A 20,426-nucleotide genomic window follows, 5' to 3' on the forward strand; every position below is an offset into this window, starting at 1 on the left:
GAAACCTTAACCAAACCACAATAGGAGGTGTTTCATGGATTGAATTTTGTCACCATGCAGTCTGAAGACATTTTATCTAAAGCCACCACACAACGTTCCTCTGATATTCACTTTTGCCCAGAAGGTGATTCGGTTCATATTTACTTTAGAATCGATGGCTATCGCACCTTTTCTTCCACCCTCACACGCCAGCAGTACACACCGCTTCTTTCTTACTTTAAGTTCACATCGGGTATGGACATTGGAGAAACCCTCACACCACAAGATGGGAAATCTCAGTATGTAAGTGGAACAAACTCGTATGATTTACGTTTATCAACGCTACCTCTTGAGGAAACAGAAAGCCTCGCCATTCGCATTCTCCCTCAGAAAGAAGACCTTCCACTTGAATCCCTTTTCTTATTTCCATCTCAAACGACTCAACTCAGGAAATGGATCGGCCGTCATACCGGGATCATTCTATTTACTGGCCCAACCGGAAGCGGAAAAACGACCACGCTTTATGCTCTGCTCCAAACATTATTAAAAGAACAGTCGTACCAAACCATTACACTAGAAGATCCTATCGAACAAAGGCTCCACGATATTCTCCAAGTACAAGTAAACGAAAAAGCAGGTATGGATTACTACGCCGGTCTTAAAGCGGCCCTTCGGCATGATCCGGATATCTTAATGCTCGGAGAGATTCGTGATGAGAAGACGGCTCAATTTGCCTTTCACGCTGCGCACACTGGACATTTGGTGCTATCCACTCTTCATGCCAAAAATGCATATGGAACGATTTATCGTCTGCTCGAAATGGGGATATCTAAAACAGATCTCGAACAAACGCTGATCGCAATTGCCTCTCAACAGCTACTTCCCATTGTTTGCCCGAAACCTCACAAACAAAAGCGAACCGCTATTCTTGAAATGCTGGAGGGACGTGAGTTACAAGAAGCTCTTGCCGGGCACTCCCCTTACAAATCTCCTTCGTATCCTTCATTTGCTAATTTGAGGAGGAAAGCCTATGCCCTTGGGTTCATTACGTGACTTACCTAAGCAATTGCACATATTTCGCCAGTCCTCTATTCATACAACCATCCAAGTTCGGTTTTTACAACGCCTCTCTCATCTACTCACACGAGGGTACTCCCTTCAAAACGCTCTCGAGATTTTGTCTTTTGATTCAAATTTAAAGCCAACCATTAAGCAGTTAAAATATCATTTATTAGATGGAGAATCTCTTGAAGACACACTTGAGGCGTTAGGGTTCTCTAAGTATGTTGTTTCTTTCTTACATGTTTCTAAAATGGATAATCGAATTGAAGACGCCTTGATCAAAGGGAGCAACCTTCTTCATAAACAACAAACGTACCAAAAAAAGTTTGTAACCCTTATCCGCTATCCACTTGTTTTATTTTGCCTATTTATCGGAATCATCATGTTCACCAAGCAGTTTCTTTTGCCAACATTTTTGCAACTGTATGCCTCTATGAATTATGAATCTACAAAGGTCACCCAACTCATCAAAGGGTTAGATATTGTTTCAGCAATCTTACTTTGGTCCCTACCTATAGTAGGAGCCATGATTGTAGTATGGATTTCTACAAAGAACCGTTTCACCCCTCAACAATTATCCTCTCTTTATGAACGAGTTCCTTTAATTAAAGGGTTCATCACAATGCAGACAACGTTTTTGTTCACTTATCACTTCGGCTGCTTACTCCAATCTGGCGTTTCTGTTCAAAAAAGTCTCTCTCTCTTATCAACTTCTCACCACTTTCCGATCCTCCACTTACAAGCTAAAGCCCTTTACGAAGAACTAGAAAGCGGTACTTCTTTAGCATCTGGCATAAGAAAGTGTTCTTTTTTAAAAGAAGACCTCGCAACACTAGTTCACCAAAGCCAAAACGAAGGAAAGCTTTCAGATGATCTACTTGTCTATTCTGAATGGACAATAGATGAGATTGAACAAAAAGCGGGTAAATTTCTAGTATTCATTCAGCCTGTCATGTTTCTATTGCTTGGTTTTAGTATCTTGTTTATTTACTCATCAATTATGATGCCAATCTTTGAATGGATGAAAAACATGTAGAAAGGATGTACTCAATGAACAACCAAAAAGGATTCACCTTGATTGAAATGTTAATTGTACTTATGATCATTGCAACCCTTCTCCTTGTCACCATACCAAACCTAGCCTCAAATAATTCCATGGTTGAAGCTAAAGGGTGTGAGGCTATGGTCAAGCTAGCAGAAACACAAGTACAAGCTTATAAAATCGAAAATAAAAGCATGCCAACTGACCTCGCCACGCTCGTAACAGAAGGATATTTAGAGCAAGAAACTTGCCCTGGAGGAGAAGCACTTACTTTAAATACAGATGGTACCGTTACCCCAACTCTTAATGAATAAGGACGAACAAGCCTTTACACTAATCGAAATGTTGGTCTCTTTATGTATTTTTGGGGTCATCATTAGTTTAACGATTACACTTTCTGATCGCTTGTTTGTTCAAGCACAAGAAGACCTTTTTTTAAAACAATTTCATGAGGATGTCCTGTTTATGCAGCAAGAAACAATGACCAAACAACAAGAGCACAAGCTCGTCTTCTTTACTTCTAAAGGAGAATATAAAATGTATACAAACGGGTATAGTGAGGTTGTGCTCACTAGATCCATTCCTCCACGATGGTCCATTCAGTTAAGAACGTTAAAAAAACCTCTGGAATTTCAATTTGATGGGCAGACGGTTCAACCAGGAAAAATTGCATTCCTCTCTCCTCACAACACTTTTGTAGTTACATTCCCATTTGGAAAGGCACGCTTTTATGTTACAAAACAATAAAGGATCTGCCCTTTTAGATGCATTGTATAGCCTTAGTTTAATGTTGCTTATTACATTGTCTTTGTTTCCAATTCTCCAAATCTTGTTTGCTAAGCAGTATGAATTAGAAACTAGACGTAAAATGGCAGTTCATTTGCACAACGAGTTGATACAGCTAGAAGGGAAGCTAGCAGATCAAGAAATAGGGGTTACTGTTAATGGCGTACACGGCTCCTTACATGTAGAGACAGAGCAAAACCAAGTGAAGGGATGCGTTACTTGGAAATTAAATGAGAAAGGAGGGCATGAAAATATTTGCTTTTACGTACCTCCTAAGGGGAGATAGAGGGTTTACGATGATTGAGGCGCTGTTTGCTTTAATGATAACGCTAAGTCTATCTTTTATGCTTCCTGTCATGATGCAGGTGATCTCAACCACTTATACAATCAACTTTGTAGAGGACGCTAAAATCCACCAATTTTTCTTGTTTGTCCAAGAGGAGTTATACCATACACAAGAGACTCATCTAACTCATCTAGGAATTCAATTTGTTCAACATAACGGAAAAGTAATTACCATTGAACAAAGTGGCTCGAACATCATTAGACAAGTTAATAACACTGGTCAAGAACGCCTTCTGTTTGATGTTAAAGAATTCAATGTTAAGCAGTCTAATGATTACATCACTCTACATGTAGAACTTTTAGGAGGTGAACAGATTGAGAAACACTTCCGTCTCTTTAAACAATCAGAATGGCTTCACTTTTCCCCTCTTATTGTCCATCACCCTTTTCACACTTCTCCTTATAAGTTCCTCCCTCTTATCATATGCTAATCGCGTTCAAATGACAGAAAACCATATCGAACAACTAAAAATGGAAACTCTATACGAAAGAGCCCAACATAAAGTAATTGAGAGTTGGACACCTTTGTGGGATGACGGGGTAACACAAAGGTTATACAAGTATCCTGATGGAGAAGTGAACGTTTTGTACAATCCTTATAATCAGGATGAAACACAGATTGAATATAACATCTTAACGAATGAGGGATACCAGAAGACAATCACACAAAGATTCCCCAAAGCTCAAAAAGACCCCTATTAAAATTAATAGGGGTTTCATGTATAATCAATTTAAAATGTGGCATGATAATGGGTGTAAGGTCATTGGGCTATAGCCAAGCGGTAAGGCAGCGGTTTTTGGTACCGTTACGCGCTGGTTCGAATCCAGCTAGCCCAGTCTATGTTTAAGCTGTTTCATGTAAATGGAACGGCTTTTTGCTATGAAATTTTCGTTAGTGGAGGCATTTGCTTCACTTTTGTAATACTTTTTAACCCGTCCTCATTGTATCCTACAACTAATTTCTTTCCATCTGTCAGGATTGGACGTCGTAATAATTTAGGTTCATTCATGACTAGAGAAATAAACTCAGAAACACTTAAATCTTCTACATCCACATTAAGGGACTTATATGTTTTCCCTCTTGTAGCCAGAATTTCATCTATACCTTCTGTCGTTAGGCTTAAGATTTGTAAAAGTTCTTCGTAAGTAGGGGTTTCTCTAAAAATATGGCGCTCACTAAAAGGGACTTCTTGATCTTTCAACCAGGCTTTTGTTCTACGGCACGACGTGCAACTTGGGTATGTGTAAAATTTCAAATCACTCATTTGTTAACCTCTCCCTTTTTCTATTGTTTCGTTATACCTATTGTATAACCGTTGTATAACAATTGTACACTTATTTGACTTAATTTTTTAAAAAAAATTTGTACATTTATTTACAAAAGATGGTTTAAGCCCCAGCCTAAAGCCCTTTGTTCTATAATGAACGTAGATAGCTTACTAATTGGAGGCGATTTGTATGGATCATACGTTAAAAATCACAAATGTATTGGCTGACTCAACACGTTACTCGATCTATCAATACGTTACAAAACTTAACCAACCTGTTTCGGTTACTGATATTGCACAAAACTTCAGCATCCACCCGAACGTGGCCCGATTGCATCTGTCAAAACTTGAGGATGTGCAATTATTGGTTTCAAGAACGAGGAAAACAGGTAAAGGAGGAAGACCAAGTCGTTTATATCAGTTATCTGAACAAGATGTTCATCTACAATTCCCTTTCAGAGACTACCACCTACTAGCACGGATTGCTTTGGAATCTCTTATGGAGTTAGGGATGGAAGGAGAAAGAACACTCTATTCAACTGGGTTCAAATATGGAAAAGCCATGTTCAAACAAAGTTTTGGAAATCAGAAACCTGAAAACTTTTCCGTTGAAGAGAAAATAAAATGGTTAGAAGAATCAGCATTTATCATAGGAATGTTCCCGAATTTCGAATACGTTAAACATGATGAGACAATCTTTTTTTCACTGTCTAATTGCCCATTCAAGGACCTAGCAAAAGAAAATCCTCAAATTGTGTGTACATTACATGGGTTCTTTTTAGAGGGAATGATGAGAGCTCTGTTTATGAATATTCAGCTTAAGGAAGTGCATAATATGATGGAAGGATGCGCCACTTGTTCTTATAAAGCTGCGTTATGATAAGGGTTTCATTTCATTTATTTACAATGAAGCAAGAGTCGTTTATAATTACCATGATAAGTCACCTTTGGGATAAAGGAGGGGGATTCAATATGGATCGGATGTTTCGCGTTCTCGGTTTTTGGACAGGAATCTTTACGGTTATGTTCTATGTAGGTGAGATGTACGATGCTACAGTTCTGTTCTTGGTGCAAACAGTCTTTTTCGTCACATTGAGTTATTTAAAACTTTCAGAGCGCATGTATATGTACATATTTGGCGCTTATTTAACCATTTTCTTTATCGGTTTCACTTATTATTCTTCGTTCTTATTAGAACCAGGTTTCAGACACTAAAAAAACGGCATCGTTACGATGCCGTTTTTTTAATGCTTATAAGAATGGGTTGATAACCTTTTCTTCACCAACCTTCGTTGCTCCTCCGTGTCCCGGGTAAACCGTCGTATCGTCATCAAGGGTCAACAGCTGTTCTTCTATACTTTGTTGAAGTGTACCTAGATTGCCTCCTGGCAAGTCGGTACGTCCAATTCCTCCCTGAAATAACGTATCTCCAGCAATGACGAAAGAATCGTTTGGAAATACAAACGATACACTCCCTGGTGAATGCCCAGGTGTATAACGTACATCAAATGTAAACCCATCAATCTTCATCGTCCCTACTTCAATTTCATGATCTGCTTCACGCGCCGTTATAAGTGGTGTAGCCATTTGGAAAAACTTTGAACCATTTAATTCAGGTTTTCCTAGCCAATCTTTTTCTTCTTTATGTAGATATACCGGAATATCAAAGTGATCCCTTACTTCATCAAGAGCTCCAATATGGTCAAAATGAGCATGTGTTAATAATATTGCGACCGGTGAAATCTCTCGTCTCTCTATCATCCGAATGAGCTTATCCCCCTCACTCCCGGGATCTATGATAAGCGCTTTCTTTTCATGTTCAATAATATAGCAATTCGTACCTAAAGGCCCTAGTGGCAACTGTTCAACGTTCATGTTCATTCCTCCTGAAAAAGTTTTCATAAACTGCATGTAACATCTCGACAAACACGTTAAAGTCGTTTAGAATGTATGAGGAGATAAGCTACGTTACATACTATTATAGTATTAAACAAGCGCGTCGTCTAAGACGATCGATTCGATCAAAGGGGGTTAGGGAATATGGTATTAGCTATTATGTTGCTTGTCGTAACAATTCTATGTGCTCTTGCAGTATTCCGCGAATTAAAAACAAACAATCTATTTGCTGTAGCTTTTGCTGGTATTTCTACTTTGGTTTTTGGATTCTTTTCCATTATGACGATTATTTCTCAGTTCACCTCTTCTGGTGGCGGAGGTCATTAAGCTAAAGGACCTAATACGAAAAAACCCTGTTTCTTGCAGGGTTTTTTTATTGGTCTAATTCCATATGTTTAAGCTGCATTTTATTATTATAGAAGTACTTATACATCATAAGCGTAATGTATATCGCGCTTAACGAAACGGCGGAGAAAATACTTAAAGAGATGACAAGTTGATATTTAATAGCCATAATCGGACTTACCCCTCCCAAAATTAAACCAGTCATCATACCTGGTAATTGAACGAGTCCAATTGTCTTTAACTTATCAACATTTGGGATCAAAGAGGCGCCAAGTGTCCTCTGTATAATGATCTGCGATGCTTGCTTTGGTTCAGCCCCAAGGGACAAAGCAGCAGTGAGCCTCCCCTCATTCTCTTTGAATTCACTTTTTAACCTCTCAAGAGCTAACCCCATTGCAATCATACTGTTTCCAATTACCATACCACTCATGGGGATCACCTCATTAGGTGTAAATTCAATCATATCGAATACCAGCCAAAGACCAAGAACACTGACTTCAATAACGATCAATCCTATGAAAATGATACCAAGAACCGAGGGCAAACCTTTCCCTTTCTTCCTAGCGTGAAAACTAGCAACTGTAATCATTATTGTGAGCATAAAAGGGATACCAATATAAGCAGGTAAATCGAACAAATACGTAAGTAAATAACCAATAGCAAATAGTTGAATTGTGCCTCGTATAGAAGACCAAATAATCCCTTTGCTAAGGCCTAGTTGATAGTAATAGGATAATGTTAAAGGGACAAGTACAAATACAACTAGAAAAAGTAATGATTGATTAGATATCTCTGGTGACATTGAATATCCCTTCCTTGTTTTATGACTTTTTAAGTCATGAAAGCTTGTAGTTCCTCTGTTTTCGGATTTGATAAGAGGTCTGCCAAATTACCTTCTTCAACGATCTCTCCTTCTGAAAGAAAGATGCCACGAGTTCCTAAACGTTTAGCTTGGTCTAAATGGTGGGTCACCATAATTAATGTAACTCCTTGTTCAACTGCCAATCCTTCTAACACTTGTTCTATTTCTTCTGTCGTGTGTTGATCTAATGCACTAGTCGGTTCATCCAATAACAAGACAGAAGGATTATTGGCCAACGTACGAGCTAATGATACCCGTTGTTGCTCCCCTCCCGAGAGTTGATCGACCGATCGGTCTAAATAATCTGCCGGAAGTTGCACAGCTTCTAATAATGCTTGGGCTTTTTCATTGTTCCACTCACCATGTAGAGATGGTCCATATTTCAGATTATCCAGTACCGTACCAGGAAACAGGTTCGGGGCTTGCATAACTAGTCCAACTTCTTTGCGTAGCTCGGTTATGGAATAGCTTTGAAGGTCTTTTCCCAAGTAATGAATGCTACCTTTATCGGGATCGCTCAATCGATTAAAGAGGTGTAGAAGTGTACTTTTCCCAGCACCTGAAGGGCCGAATAACATAACATTTTCCCCTCTTTTAATTGAAAAGTTCAAACTATGTAAAGGAGATCTTTTCACATTGTCAAACGTAAACAGCTTATCGTGTTCCAAAAGCGTTCCTCCTCCCACTCCATTTACCAGGTTGTATACTCGCTTTGTTTCCATATTAATAATCTCTTTCAGATGAGAGCAAATTATACAAAACAGGCCGTCTGCTGAACATAATAGAAGATTGAGGCCTATTTTTTTAGTATAACCTCTTGTTGACCCTTTATAAGGTCAGAAGAAAGGAATTAGTACCCCCCCCTCCTTTACTCCAATAGGATTCACACTCTATATCATTAAAATTATGACATCCCCACATAGGGAAAGCAACGAATAAGAGTTAGTCGCATTCTAACTCAAAGGAGTCGATAAACTGAGTGCACAAATCTCTTTTACACGTTCATAATGATAAGGGTAAGTCGACAATGGTAGCGGGTTAATTCCTTTGCCGACTTCAATTGTATACCCCTCTTTCTTATAATCTTGAATAAACCAGTCCTTAAACCCTGCATAACTGTCAATGGTACGTACAGGTTCATACCCGCTTCCTTTATAAAAGGCTTCTACAACATGAAATGAATGTTCTGGTTCCAAACCTTGATACCCCCAGTAGATCACCTCTCCTTGAGAATGAAACGCTAATACTCGATCAAAGTTGCAACGTTTTGTTAGTTCAGCCATTGCAATAGATTCTGGTTCAGTTAATGGTTGCTTTCCCGGGTAATCCCTAAAAGATGGAGCTTGTGGCTTCCTTGCTTTCTCAACTTCCCAATTGGCAGGAAACTGATTATTTAAGTCTACTCCTCTAATATTAGCTTTCCATGAAGCAAACGTTTTGTTGACCCCATTCATCTTCATTAAAATATTGTGATTAGAAGGGGTAACATTAAGTCCGTGCATAAATAAGTCGACACCGTCTGGATTCACCATCGGAACAAGGGACAAAGTTGTGTTTGCATATAAATCTCTTGCTTTTTTTGAACCAAAATTTTGATCCTCTTCAATCGCTTCCACATACGATTTTACAACACTCATTAAAAGAGCAGTTGTCATCCATTCATTTGCGTGAAATGAACCATTCCAATGGATTAAATTAGGTCCCTCTCCTATCTTCAATTCATACAACGGCTTGCCTAATACCGAGTGTCCGATCGTACTGCATGTAACCGTAGGGTAATGATCCACGATCCGTTTAATATCAGCTTCTAAAATCTTAGAATCAAAAGGGAATTGAACCATTTTAAACTCCTCCTTCTTCTACTATTACTTTATTCGATCGATTCTCTAGCATGAATGAACCAGCATTATGAATAATGCTTTTGTTTACTAAGGGGGAGAGTAATAAGGACCGAGGAAAACACTCACTATCACACGGTGGAACTCCCGGTCTTCCTCGTTCGCTCATAAGAGATTAGTGTTATTACTTGTCATAGCTAATAAAAAAAGGTACTCCTGCTAACTGCTAACAGAAGTACCTTTTTGTGATACATGATTTTTTTAGTCCGCTACTGTTCCGTTTTGGAAGTCGTAAAAGCGGAATAGGTCACCATAGACAATTTGGTCTGAGTAATCAAGCTCTTGTTGAGCTTTTTTCTGTAATGGTTCACACTGATCGCCTTCTAGTTTTTCACCAGATTCTCGATCATAGCAATGGCCATTAGCATATAAATATTCTTCTGAGATAAAGCTTCCATCTCTTAATACGACAAATGGATCTACATCGTCCGTAAAGAGATCTGTACCAAATTCAATATCTCCCCCAGAATCAATACCAAGCATGCTTAAAATCGTTGGTTTTACATCCATTTGACCACTAGGCTTAGAGATGACCTCGTTGCCTTCATGGCCCGGTATATGAATGAAGAAAGGTACACGTTGTAGTTGCGTGTGCTCGTATGGTCTAATCTCTTTTCCTAGGAATTGAGCCATCGCGTTGTTGTGATATTCACTAATTCCATAGTGGTCACCATAGATCACGATGACACTGTTTTCATACTCACCTTCATCCTTTAGCTTCTGGAAAAACTGTTCAATTGATTCGTCCATATAACGCACTGTTGTGAAGTATTGATTTAGAGTTTTAGAACTTGAATCATACTTATCAATATGTTGGTCTTCCTCAGGTAACTCAAACGGAAAGTGGTTTGTTAGGGTAATAAATTTAGCATAATAAGGTTCTTCTAAATCTTTCAACATATCAACTGACTGATTAAAGAACGCTTTATCGTTTAAGCCCCATCCAATCGTATTTTCAGGGGTTTGGTTATAACTTTGTTCACCAAAGAACTGGTCATACCCTAATGAATCGTACATAACGTCGCGGTTCCAGAAACTTTTGTTGTTCGCATGGAAAACAGCAGATGAATATCCATTTTCCCCAATAATCTCAGGCACTGCATTATACTCATTTTGAGAATGAGTAAAGAACACGGCACCACGACCTAGCGGGTATAAAGAATTTTCTACAACGAACTCTGAGTCTGACGTTTTCCCTTGCTCTGTTTGATGATAGAAGTTTTCAAAATAATAACTATCATCTATAAGATCATTCAGAAATGGCGTAATTTCCTTGCCGTTAATTTTCTTATTTATAACAAAGCTTTGCAGGGATTCTGCAGATATATAGATTACATTTTTTCCTTCTGCAATCCCTTCAAGGTCAGATTCTTGATTACTTTTCACTTCATCACTAACATATTCACGAATATCACTCATTTCACTTCCATCCGCTAATACGCGCTGCGCTTTTGTTTTGGAGTGAAGAGCCACATCGTAGATATGATAGTTAAATACCCCAATATTTTTAACTAAATATTCACGGTCAAACGTGCGTTGAAATAACATGGGACGTTCGATCTCTGCAAGCACAAAGTTCGTCATTACAAGAGCAATGGCGATCCCTGCTGCTCTAAATTTCATCCCTTTAAATCGTGGTTGAGCTTCAACTGCTACTCGTTTACTTAAGTAGTAGACAATGGCTACATCCACAAATAATAACAGATCGGTTACATAAATTAACCCTAAAATACTCGAGCCTAAATCTCCTACATTATTCGTTTGGAATAATACTGGGATCGTTAAGAAATCAGTAAAAGAACGATAATAAATGACATTAAAGTACAGGATAAGCGTCATAACTAATGATAAGTGCTTCGTATACTTTATTTGTCTTACTGGTTTTAGCAGTACAACAAATGTAAAGAATAATACAGCTGTTGCAAATGGATTGATCGCCAAGATTATTTCCTGCAAGAAATTCTCAATGGAAAGATCAAAGATAAAACGATAAACAAAATACGTTTTAACACCAAAAAGCAAAGCAGCGACCAAATATAATGGAAGTGACTTTCTTTGCAGCATGTTCCGTTCCTCCGTTCTATAAAATATTCTATTGTTGGCTTCACATTTCATTCGAAATATTAACTAATATAACTAATTTCCACTTTCTAAAGTATTCTAAACAACCACTAGTCTATATGACGGTTATGATAACATAAAAGTTTCAACTATTTTCAACTAATTTTTTACATACAATTTAAACGTTATTCAAAACAATAGACGTGTATGCATTATAAACCCCTACACAGATAACAAAATTTCTTTGCACACTAACAATTCTTTGTAAACACAGTAAAATCCTGTAACAAATTGTTACAGGATCCATAACTTACCTCAAACTTAATCTACTTTTCATTGAAGAGCTAAATAAGCCGCTCCAATAACACCAGCGTCGTTGCCGAGAGAAGCTATAACGAATTCTACCGCTGCTCCTGTGCGCTGTAAAGTATATGTGTCAAATTTTGTGCGTAAAGGATCTATGAGCTGATCCCCTGCTTTTGAAACACCACCACCGATAACAATCTTAGAAGGATTAATCGCTATAGCCATATTGGAGATGGCTAATCCTAGCACATTCGTTACGTGATCAAGTACATCTTCTGCTAACTGATCCCCTTCTGCTGCTGCTTCAAATACGTCTTTCGCTGACACTTTGCCGGTTTCATCATAAATTGATTTTAATGAAGTAGAACGACCTTTTTCAATGCCATCAATAGCTGATCGTACAATACCTGTAGCAGATGCTTCTGTTTCAAGACAACCCGTTCTTCCACAATTACAGTTTCGTCCACCTTCAGCTATTACCGTCATATGACCGAGTTCTGCTACTGTTCCATTTGCACCGTGAAGGAGTTCACCATTAGCTATAATGCCACCTCCGACTCCTGTACCTAATGTATAAGCCAGTAAATTATCTGCCTTATCACCTGCGCCTTTCCAGTACTCTCCTAATGCTGCGAGGTTTGCATCATTCTCAATTCGAACATTATATCCCGTAGCTTCTCCTAATATCTTACTTAACGGAACATCTCTCCAGCCCCCAATGTTCACAGCTTCATAGACGATTCCTTTTTCCAAACTAATATAACCAGGTGCCCCTACACCAATCCCTCTAAAATCATCAAAAGTAAGTTCTAGCTTTCGTTGCTCATTTGCAATTGATGTAGCAATATCTTGCACCATTTTTTCAGGTCCGCCTTCTGAGACAGTAGGGATTTCCCACTTATGAATAATCTCGCCATTATATGTAACGAAAGCTAGTTTAACGGTTGTACCGCCAATATCAATTCCAATTACGTTTTTTTGTTCCATGTCCTTCACCCTTCACCTCTGGCTTTTTGAACTTTTGAAATTTCTTGACGAAGAAGGAGAATAGCCATTTGAAAATCTTGGTCTGATACAAACTGTGATTTGTATAATTCTCGTAACTCCATCTCCATTAATTCTAAATCAGCTATTCGATCCCCAATATAAATGACAGTTCCAAATTTCATTAATAATTGTTGAATATCATAAATCGATTTCATATCATCACCATTATATATTATAGCAAGCGAGCCCTTTAAAAGAAATAATGAATCCTTTATGAATATTCGAACATAAAAAGACCCTAATCTTATCGATCAGGGTCTTGAGGATGTAAAAAGGCAGGACGTCTGTTTTTAAGCGGCATAGGTGAGCGTAAAATAACATCACGAAAAGCACGATAAGAAAATGGTATAAATGGCCATAAATAGGCCGTCTTAAATGTATTCAAACTCGTTAAATATAAGATCCATATAGTAGTACCTATTACGAATCCCTTAACTTCAAATAGAGCTGTTACCAATAACAAACCAAGCCTCGTCAAACGATTAGCTAAACTAAGTTCATAGCTCGGGGTACAATAAGTACCAATAACTGCAGCAGCCAGGTAGAGGACAACCTCATTTGAGAATAATCCAACTTGAATAGCTACTTGGCCAATTAAAATGGCTGCTACTAATCCTAAAGCTGTAGCCAAGGCCGATGGCGTATGAATGGCCGCCATCCTCAGTGTGTCAATTCCAATCTCAGCAATTAGAAATTGAGCGATTAGAGGTAAAACTCCGAGCTCAGTAGGGCCTATATATTTAAGTTGTTCAGGCAACAATGAAGAATCAATAGAAAACAAGTAATACAACGGCAATACAAATATAGAAGCAAATACAGCGAAAAATCGCACAAAACGTAAATAAGCCCCTACAGATGGCTTTTGCCTATATTCCTCAGCATGTTGCAAATGATGCCAGAACGTGGCTGGAGTAATCATTACACTAGGCGAACCATCAATCATTAACAGAATATGTCCCTCATAAATATGGGCTGCTGCTGTGTCTGGCCTCTCCGTATAGCGGATTGTAGGGTAAGGACTCCAATGCTGTCCACTTAAAAATTCTTCTACTGTTTTTTCTGCCATCGGTAGCGCATCGGTATCAATCAATTGAAGGGTCTCTTTTAAATGTTTTACCCTATCCAAATCTGCTACATCTTCTAGATAACATATACAAACATCCGTCTTTGAGCGGCGACCAATTTGTAAGTACTCCATTCTCAAAGAGCGATCGCGCACCCGTCTTCTTGTTAAAGCAGTATTGAATACAATAGTCTCTACATAACCATCTCGTGAACCTCTAACAACGCGCTCGATATCAGGTTCTTGCGGACCACGTACCGGGTATGTTCTAGCGTCAATCATAATAATTTTGTCATCTATGCCTTCTACAAGAAGAGCAGTGGGGCCAGCAAGAACCCAATCGGCCGCTTCGTTTAAATCCGTTTTATGATCAAGTTCTACATAAGGAAGATGCGTACGGAGTAGCTTCTCAAATGGATTTGGCTCTAATTGTTCTGGTTCAAGTTCTGATAAGACCTTCATTAAATAGTGAAGAATCTCATCTTTTACAAAGCCGTCTATCATAAAGAGGGCCATTCGTCGTCCCGCATATTCTAAGTCAAGTTGAATGACGTCAAAACTCTTATCAACGCCAAGCCTATCCTTCATATATTGGACATTATCATCATAATTATTGTACATTGGCTGCTTTTCCATTTCATCACCCTGCTTTATAAAGGTCTAACCTCATTGTTTGCACAAACCTTTATAAGCATACATACAATTACTCTACGAGCTCTGATTGAACATAGGCAAAAAGTAAGTTAAACGTATGTTCCAACGAGGACACATGCGTTCTTTCAAAAGCATGAGAAGCATCGATCCCTGGACCTATTAACCCATGTTTCACATCCGCTCCAGCACGAATTGCCGCAGAAGCATCCGATCCGTAATAAGGATAAATATCAATCTCATACCCTATATCATTATGTTCTGCAAGCTGGACTAGGTGTTGTCGAAGTCCATAATGATACGGACCGGAAGAATCTTTTGCACAAATAGACGCGACGTATTCTGTCGTTGATTGCCCGTCTCCAATCGCTCCCATATCAACAGCTAAATACTCTACAGTCTCTTCAGGGATACTAGCATTTCCACCGTAACCAATCTCTTCGTTATTTGAGACATAGAAGTGGGTTGTATATGGCAGAACCACACCTTCTTCCTTCAGTGTGTTAACAAGATGCATTAAAATTGCAACACTCGCTTTATCATCTAAGTGACGTGACTTTACGAACCCGTTATCCGTTACTTGAAAGCGTGGTTCAAACGAAACAAAGTCCCCCACTTGAACCCCAAGGTCTTTCGTATCTTGCGCATTATGTACTTCAGCGTCAACTCGAACTTCAATATTCTCTTGGTTTCGTTTAGCATCTCCACCATCTTTGTATACGTGGACAGATGTTTGATGCATCAGTATTGTACCTGAGTAAGTTGCTCCACTAGCAGTATGAATCTCACAATATTCCCCTTCAACGCTATTCCATCGGAACCCACCAATCATAGACAATTTCAATGTTCCGTCAGACTTTATTTCTTTAACCATAGCACCAAGAGTGTCCACATGAGCAGTTAATAATCGTTGCTGTGTGTTGTCTTCTCCTTCTAAAGTTGCTATAAGCGCGCCTTTTTTGGTTTTATAAGCAGGCACCTCAAGGTCTTCGAAATAAGTTGAACAGTGATCAATGCATGCTTCTGTGTATCCAGAAGGACTAGGAATGTTAACAAGTTGTTCCAATATAGCCGTAATCGCTTGCGTATGTTTCATAACAATCTCCCCTTTTCATTTTCATAACTTTCTATCTACTATCATACATATGAATGACACAGGATGTCCAAAAGAAAAGGGGACTTGCATAATGAAAAAAATCATATGGATTATACTTATTAGCCACGCAATCGGCTTTTTTGTTGTGTTTCAATGGATTCAGAATGATGCTCAAAATGTAGTCAAGTACTTCCCGCTTGATGAAACGGTTTCTTTCGAAGAGACAAGCACCTCTTTAGAAATGCTCTCTGAAAGTGACCAAGATGAATACGAGATTAACTGGACTACAAATTCTAAACTAAAAGAACCCGTATACCTGCGGCAGGATATTTCACTACTTTATGAGGATGGACGGTTAAAAGGAGTATTAGGCAAATGGAAAGAACAGAGCCAGGATCTATTTCAAGAAGAGAAAGTTCAAGGAGAAGACAGTGGTCATTATCAGGCCATTACGTATCACCACGGAGAAATTCATTACCCTGATGACCGTATTAAAAGTATACAAGATATGACTCAGAGTGAGCTTTATGTTACCGATTCACCATTAACACCTCTCGAATCATTCACAGAACCGCAAAATCAGCAACAAATGGATTGGAAAGAAACACTCGATCGAGCTACTCAGCAACAGCTAGCATATAGATGGAACCAACTTATTACACATTTCTCTATTCCAATTGAACAATATGAACGGATTCCACTTACCTCCTTACCGGAATACAAGACAAAGCCCCTCCCTGGCTTAGACATTGAACAAACCCAACAAGTCATCGGCCAGTTATGGGAGGGACTTTATAAAAACTATATTCTTGATTTCACGGCTTCATCTGATTCTACAAACCAAACAAGCTATGTGCCCCTTATCTTAGCTGATAAGGACGGGAAGCACTTACTTGTATTATATGAGAACCCACGCGGGAAGAAAGAAAAGTTGCTACAATATTACCCTGAGCCTTCTAGCTCACCCAAAAGTTCCTGATAGTCTTCCGCTTCAGGATTGATTTCTAAGGCTTTCTGAACAGCATCGATTGCAAGGTCTTTTTCCCCTTGCCTGGCATAAAGGACTCCAAGGTTATAATGAGCTGACTCATTGTCTGGGTTTAATTCTATTGAACGCTTTAAATCTGTAATAGCTTGTTTCACTTGATTTTGTTGGATGTATCCATAAGAGCGAATGAAGTATAGAACACTATTGACGCTGTTGTGTTCCTTTATGGCTTGATTAGCTACATCAAACGCAAGATCAAATTGGCCTGTTTCCTGATAATACGAAGCGAGCACCGTTTGGGTGTGAGGATTGAAATCCTCGTTTCCACCAATACCATACCATACGAGGGACCCACCAACCGCTAAAACAGCTACAAAGCTCGCTGCTTGTGAGAGCACATTTCGCTTTTTAGGAAAGTGCACAAACGAAGAGGCTAAAAAGCCCCCAACTAAACCACCTAAGTGTGCTCCTATATCAACTTGAGGGATCGCGAAGCTAAATACGATGTTAATAATCAATATCCCAATAATACTACTTCCCATCGTTCTAAAGAATAATTTCTTATAAATCAATCCAAAGAACAAAAGGGCTCCAAAGAGACCATAAATGGCCCCAGAAGCACCAGCTGCAACGTTTTGAGAAAGGGCGAAGCTTGCAAGTCCACCAATAATACCACTTACAAAGTAAATCGCAAAAAAGCGGACACTGCCAAACATTCTTTCAACGGCATTCCCCAGGTAATAAAGAGCTAGCATATTTAGCAAGATATGAGCGATCCCGATATGGAGAAACATGGAACTAACTATACGCCACCATTCCCCTTCTACAATAAGTGGGTTGAATTTAGCACCATATTCAATGAGGGTACTTGTATCTTGACTCCCACCATTTAACTCTAATACAACAAACATCAAAATGTTCATTGCAATAAAGAGGTACGTGAGGATCGGTTTGCCATGACTCAAAACAGCCTGCTGGTTCTTAATGTTAGCTTCAATGGCTTGGTCAACAGCCCTTCTTAGGTTTGGCACCTGTCCCTCCATCTCTTCTTCACCTTCAGGAGGGAAAGGATCCTCTTGGATATTTAAGGATTCATAAACATCTTCTAAACTCTGCTCTCTCTCCCGCTGCAAGACGAAATACGTATACATGCGAACAGTTTTTTTTGCTTTTATATGTACAGGGTCTCTTTCCCAATCGTCAACAGGCGGAAATTGAGAAATATAGATCGAATGTACGTTAACTTCTCGCCCCATTAGTGTTTTCGTTAGATGTTTAACTTTTTCAGCCACTACATCCTGGTCACGTTGTAGGTGGTTTGACCAGTCAAATGTTTGTTGCTTAAGTCGAATAATATCTGTACTCTTCCCTTTATTCTTCTCAAGCCACACTTCTCGACGTTCTCGGTCAATATGGATCACTTCAAAATCATGACTAGATATGAAGTTGAAAGTCATTTTCCAAAAGTAATAAATATCCTCTAAATACATGAGCCTCTCCCCTTTCCTTCATCTTACCAAATCCACGGCCATTCGTGAAAAAAGATACTAAAAAACGTTCAGTCGTAACTACGACTGAACGTTTTTTTAAAGGATTGACCGTCCTAAGACTTGTGGTAAGATCTTTTCTCTTAGATAAGGCATCCGCATGCTCACACGAACGACAACTTTTCTTAATAAATCATACGCTAATAAGCCATTTAATATGCGATATTTATATCGGTTCAACGCATATGCTCCAACTATTAAGAAGAATAACCACATGATCACTCTCATCTTAACCCACCTATCCCTAATTGATAGGCTTAGTATGTGAATGCACGAGAATTTTATTCTTCGTTATATTTCTCAAGAACTGGGTTTAACGTCTCTCGTAATACCTTTGCAGAATTCGCAAATTGAGCTTCTTCTAATTCATCTAATTCAATCTCAAGAATTTCTCTCACTCCAGAGCGATTTACAATAGCAGGAACACCAATATAAACGTCTTTCTCATCATATTCACCGCTCAAGTAGGCTGATACTGTCAGTATTGAATTTTCATTATGAAGAATAGCTTTCGTTAGCCTTACAAGTCCCATCGCAATGCCATAATAGGTAGCACCTTTTCGTTGTATAATATGGTAAGCTGCATCTCGAACCCCTTCAAATAATGGACCTAAGTCACGTTCACTATATTTCTCTGGATTATCCTTAATTCGGTCATAAACAGAGCGTCCACCAATGTTTGCATGACTCCATGCTGGAAGTTCAGAGTCTCCATGTTCTCCCATTATGTAAGCATGAACATTACGCGAATCAACGTTAAAGTATTCTCCTAAAGAATAACGAAGACGAGCTGTATCTAAAATCGTTCCAGACCCAATCACTCGATGTTTAGGTAAGCCAGAGAACTTCCAGGTCATATAGGTTAAAATATCAACTGGGTTTGTTGCCACGAGGAAGATTCCGTCAAATCCTGACCCCATTACTTGGTCTACGATTGATTTGAAGATAGCAGAGTTTTTCTCCACAAGATCTAGCCTTGTCTCTCCAGGCTTTTGGTTGGCGCCTGCTGTAATAACGACAAGGTCAGCAGAAGCACAGTCACTATAATCGCCATACCAGATCTTCGTATAGGATGGAGCAAAAGCCAGACCATGATTCAGGTCCATCGCATCGCCTTCTGATTTTTCTTTATTCACATCAATTAAGACGAGCTCGTCCCCCACACCCTGGTTCAATAGAGCAAAAGCATAACTTGATCCTACAAATCCTGTTCCAATTAACGCAATACGATTAACTCTTTCCATCTCCATCATCCCTTCTTCTAATGAAATCTTTTCCTTTTCCCTATTTACATTGTACAATACTGTAAAAACTCCAGAAACTATAGATAGCGCTTTCATTGTTAAAATATTGTTACAAAACTTCTAATTCTTTATAAACGAAATCCTTTTTCAGTAACAATATGGTGTACAGGAACATCATATTCCTCGAATGGTACACTTTCTACTAGTTGATTCTCTGTTGCTAAAGCTACTGTTTGATTCGCATATGTAGCCAGGTAGCGATCATAATAACCTCCTCCATAGCCAATGCGATATCCATTTAAATCAAAGATGAGTCCTGGGACAAGCATAAGATCGATGGAGTTAGGTTCATAGACTGGACATAAAGTGGGGACAGGTTCTTGTAAACCAAAGTAGACCGTCTCTAATTGATCGAATGAAGTAAGCTCGTGAAAATCTAAGTGACTTTCTTTCGGTGTACACTTTGGAACGACCACCTTTTTCCCTTCTTGCCAAGCCAACTCAATAATAGGTGCTGTCTCAACCTCATGTGCTTGAGCAATGGTACAGCCAACTGTAGAAGCCTCTTCCCATAATCGACTGTTTAAGAGAGCCAAATAGATTTCTTGCTCCTTTTGCTTTTTCTCTTCCTCGCTCATTTTCTTTAATACTTCTTTTCCATATGTACGTAATTCTAGCTTTGTCTTCATCTTTACACCTCTTTCGTTAATTCAGAACATTAACAGTACACACTATCAATAAAAAACGATAAAAAAAACAGTAGGAGCTAATCCTACTGTTTACTTCGTTTCACGATGAAGAGTGTGTTTCTTCAAACGTGGGCAATATTTCTTTAATTCTAAGCGTTCAGGGTTTGTACGCTTGTTTTTTGTGCTAATATAGTTGCGGTCACCAGTTTCAGTGCAAGCAAGTGTAATGTTTACACGCATCGTTTATCCCT

The 20,426-nt window shown here is 38.9% G+C and carries 25 protein-coding genes and 1 tRNA gene; 11 read left to right on the plus strand and 15 right to left on the minus strand.

What is annotated here, in order from left to right:
• Positions 1-39 precede the first annotated feature (39 nt).
• From comGA to IMZ31_RS12675, 7 genes are all read left to right on the plus strand, one after another.
• On the plus strand, positions 40-1,032 hold the full coding sequence (comGA, locus tag IMZ31_RS12645; protein WP_242705558.1) for a competence type IV pilus ATPase ComGA: 993 nt from the start codon (positions 40-42) through the stop codon (positions 1,030-1,032).
• Positions 1,010-2,077, plus strand: coding sequence for a competence type IV pilus assembly protein ComGB (gene comGB / locus IMZ31_RS12650; RefSeq protein ID WP_207527707.1), 1,068 nt, complete (start codon positions 1,010-1,012; stop codon positions 2,075-2,077). Before comGA ends, comGB begins: the two co-directional genes overlap by 23 nt.
• A gap of 14 nt (positions 2,078-2,091) precedes the next feature.
• On the plus strand, positions 2,092-2,397 hold the full coding sequence (comGC, locus tag IMZ31_RS12655; RefSeq protein ID WP_207527708.1) for a competence type IV pilus major pilin ComGC: 306 nt from the start codon (positions 2,092-2,094) through the stop codon (positions 2,395-2,397).
• Positions 2,390-2,830: a competence type IV pilus minor pilin ComGD gene (gene comGD / locus IMZ31_RS24665; RefSeq protein ID WP_256438032.1), complete on the plus strand. Its 441-nt coding sequence runs from the start codon at positions 2,390-2,392 to the stop codon at positions 2,828-2,830. Before comGC ends, comGD begins: the two co-directional genes overlap by 8 nt.
• Entirely contained in the window at positions 2,814-3,155 is a 342-nt protein-coding gene (locus IMZ31_RS12665) for a hypothetical protein (RefSeq protein ID WP_207527710.1), read from the plus strand. The genes comGD and IMZ31_RS12665 overlap by 17 nt, the downstream gene beginning before the upstream one ends.
• A complete protein-coding gene (locus IMZ31_RS12670) occupies positions 3,115-3,645 on the plus strand; it encodes a ComGF family competence protein (protein ID WP_207527711.1) in 531 nt (176 codons plus the stop codon). Before IMZ31_RS12665 ends, IMZ31_RS12670 begins: the two co-directional genes overlap by 41 nt.
• 334 nt (positions 3,646-3,979) lie before the next feature.
• Positions 3,980-4,051 (plus strand) — tRNA-Gln (locus IMZ31_RS12675).
• A gap of 41 nt (positions 4,052-4,092) precedes the next feature.
• Here the strand turns inward: IMZ31_RS12675 and IMZ31_RS12680 are convergent.
• On the minus strand, positions 4,093-4,479 hold the full coding sequence (locus tag IMZ31_RS12680) for a Spx/MgsR family RNA polymerase-binding regulatory protein (protein WP_188651557.1): 387 nt from the start codon (positions 4,477-4,479) through the stop codon (positions 4,093-4,095).
• A gap of 193 nt (positions 4,480-4,672) precedes the next feature.
• Between IMZ31_RS12680 and IMZ31_RS12685 the strand changes: the two genes are divergently transcribed.
• Both IMZ31_RS12685 and IMZ31_RS12690 read left to right on the plus strand, forming a co-directional pair.
• Complete coding sequence (locus tag IMZ31_RS12685) at positions 4,673-5,362, plus strand: helix-turn-helix transcriptional regulator (protein WP_207527712.1); 690 nt, start codon at positions 4,673-4,675, stop codon at positions 5,360-5,362.
• Between the two features lie 92 nt (positions 5,363-5,454).
• Positions 5,455-5,697 (plus strand): DUF2626 domain-containing protein, encoded by a 243-nt coding sequence (locus IMZ31_RS12690; protein WP_036782116.1) that lies wholly within the window; start codon positions 5,455-5,457, stop codon positions 5,695-5,697.
• A 36-nt stretch (positions 5,698-5,733) separates the two neighbouring features.
• On the opposite strand, the gene IMZ31_RS12695 is transcribed toward IMZ31_RS12690, so the two are convergent.
• Entirely contained in the window at positions 5,734-6,357 is a 624-nt protein-coding gene (locus IMZ31_RS12695) for an MBL fold metallo-hydrolase (RefSeq protein ID WP_207527713.1), read from the minus strand.
• Positions 6,358-6,522: 165 nt separating this feature from the next.
• On the opposite strand from IMZ31_RS12695, the gene IMZ31_RS12700 reads away from it, so the two are divergent.
• On the plus strand, positions 6,523-6,705 hold the full coding sequence (locus IMZ31_RS12700; protein ID WP_036782120.1) for a DUF2759 domain-containing protein: 183 nt from the start codon (positions 6,523-6,525) through the stop codon (positions 6,703-6,705).
• A gap of 46 nt (positions 6,706-6,751) precedes the next feature.
• Here IMZ31_RS12700 and fetB read toward each other — a convergent pair whose 3' ends face one another.
• The 8 genes from fetB to IMZ31_RS12740 all read right to left on the minus strand — a co-directional run bounded on the left by fetB (position 6,752) and on the right by IMZ31_RS12740 (position 15,707).
• The gene (gene fetB / locus IMZ31_RS12705) at positions 6,752-7,525 is read right to left on the minus strand and encodes an ABC transporter permease (RefSeq protein ID WP_207527714.1); all 774 of its coding nucleotides are present in this window, start codon (positions 7,523-7,525) and stop codon (positions 6,752-6,754) included.
• A 29-nt stretch (positions 7,526-7,554) separates the two neighbouring features.
• Complete coding sequence (locus IMZ31_RS12710) at positions 7,555-8,307, minus strand: ABC transporter ATP-binding protein (protein ID WP_207527715.1); 753 nt, start codon at positions 8,305-8,307, stop codon at positions 7,555-7,557.
• Between the two features lie 231 nt (positions 8,308-8,538).
• Positions 8,539-9,426 carry a M14 family metallopeptidase gene (locus IMZ31_RS12715; RefSeq protein ID WP_207527716.1) on the minus strand — a complete coding sequence of 296 codons (888 nt, stop codon included), beginning with the start codon at positions 9,424-9,426 and terminating at the stop codon, positions 8,539-8,541.
• A gap of 258 nt (positions 9,427-9,684) precedes the next feature.
• Positions 9,685-11,547, minus strand: a complete 1,863-nt coding sequence (locus IMZ31_RS12720) for an LTA synthase family protein (protein ID WP_207527717.1) — start codon at positions 11,545-11,547, stop codon at positions 9,685-9,687.
• Between the two features lie 330 nt (positions 11,548-11,877).
• Positions 11,878-12,837 carry an ROK family glucokinase gene (locus IMZ31_RS12725; protein WP_207527718.1) on the minus strand — a complete coding sequence of 320 codons (960 nt, stop codon included), beginning with the start codon at positions 12,835-12,837 and terminating at the stop codon, positions 11,878-11,880.
• A 5-nt stretch (positions 12,838-12,842) separates the two neighbouring features.
• On the minus strand, positions 12,843-13,052 hold the full coding sequence (locus tag IMZ31_RS12730) for a YqgQ family protein (protein WP_036782128.1): 210 nt from the start codon (positions 13,050-13,052) through the stop codon (positions 12,843-12,845).
• A gap of 89 nt (positions 13,053-13,141) precedes the next feature.
• Positions 13,142-14,596, minus strand: a complete 1,455-nt coding sequence (locus IMZ31_RS12735; protein WP_207527719.1) for a spore germination protein — start codon at positions 14,594-14,596, stop codon at positions 13,142-13,144.
• 67 nt (positions 14,597-14,663) lie between these two features.
• Positions 14,664-15,707, minus strand: coding sequence for a M42 family metallopeptidase (locus IMZ31_RS12740; protein WP_207527720.1), 1,044 nt, complete (start codon positions 15,705-15,707; stop codon positions 14,664-14,666).
• A 91-nt stretch (positions 15,708-15,798) separates the two neighbouring features.
• On the opposite strand from IMZ31_RS12740, the gene IMZ31_RS12745 reads away from it, so the two are divergent.
• A complete protein-coding gene (locus IMZ31_RS12745; RefSeq protein ID WP_207527721.1) occupies positions 15,799-16,686 on the plus strand; it encodes a hypothetical protein in 888 nt (295 codons plus the stop codon).
• On the opposite strand, the gene IMZ31_RS12750 is transcribed toward IMZ31_RS12745, so the two are convergent.
• The 5 genes from IMZ31_RS12750 to rpmG form a co-directional block, all read right to left on the minus strand.
• The gene (locus IMZ31_RS12750; RefSeq protein WP_207527722.1) at positions 16,650-18,185 is read right to left on the minus strand and encodes a rhomboid family intramembrane serine protease; all 1,536 of its coding nucleotides are present in this window, start codon (positions 18,183-18,185) and stop codon (positions 16,650-16,652) included. The genes IMZ31_RS12745 and IMZ31_RS12750 overlap by 37 nt on opposite strands.
• Positions 18,186-18,281: 96 nt before the next feature.
• Entirely contained in the window at positions 18,282-18,470 is a 189-nt protein-coding gene (locus IMZ31_RS12755) for a hypothetical protein (protein ID WP_207527723.1), read from the minus strand.
• A gap of 53 nt (positions 18,471-18,523) precedes the next feature.
• A complete protein-coding gene (locus tag IMZ31_RS12760; RefSeq protein ID WP_207527724.1) occupies positions 18,524-19,486 on the minus strand; it encodes an L-lactate dehydrogenase in 963 nt (320 codons plus the stop codon).
• 128 nt (positions 19,487-19,614) lie between these two features.
• On the minus strand, positions 19,615-20,175 hold the full coding sequence (locus IMZ31_RS12765) for a 5-formyltetrahydrofolate cyclo-ligase (RefSeq protein ID WP_207527725.1): 561 nt from the start codon (positions 20,173-20,175) through the stop codon (positions 19,615-19,617).
• A 90-nt stretch (positions 20,176-20,265) separates the two neighbouring features.
• Positions 20,266-20,415, minus strand: coding sequence for a 50S ribosomal protein L33 (gene rpmG / locus IMZ31_RS12770; protein WP_036782142.1), 150 nt, complete (start codon positions 20,413-20,415; stop codon positions 20,266-20,268).
• Positions 20,416-20,426: the final 11 nt, after the last annotated feature.

It is taken from the genome of Pontibacillus sp. ALD_SL1 (assembly GCF_017355605.1).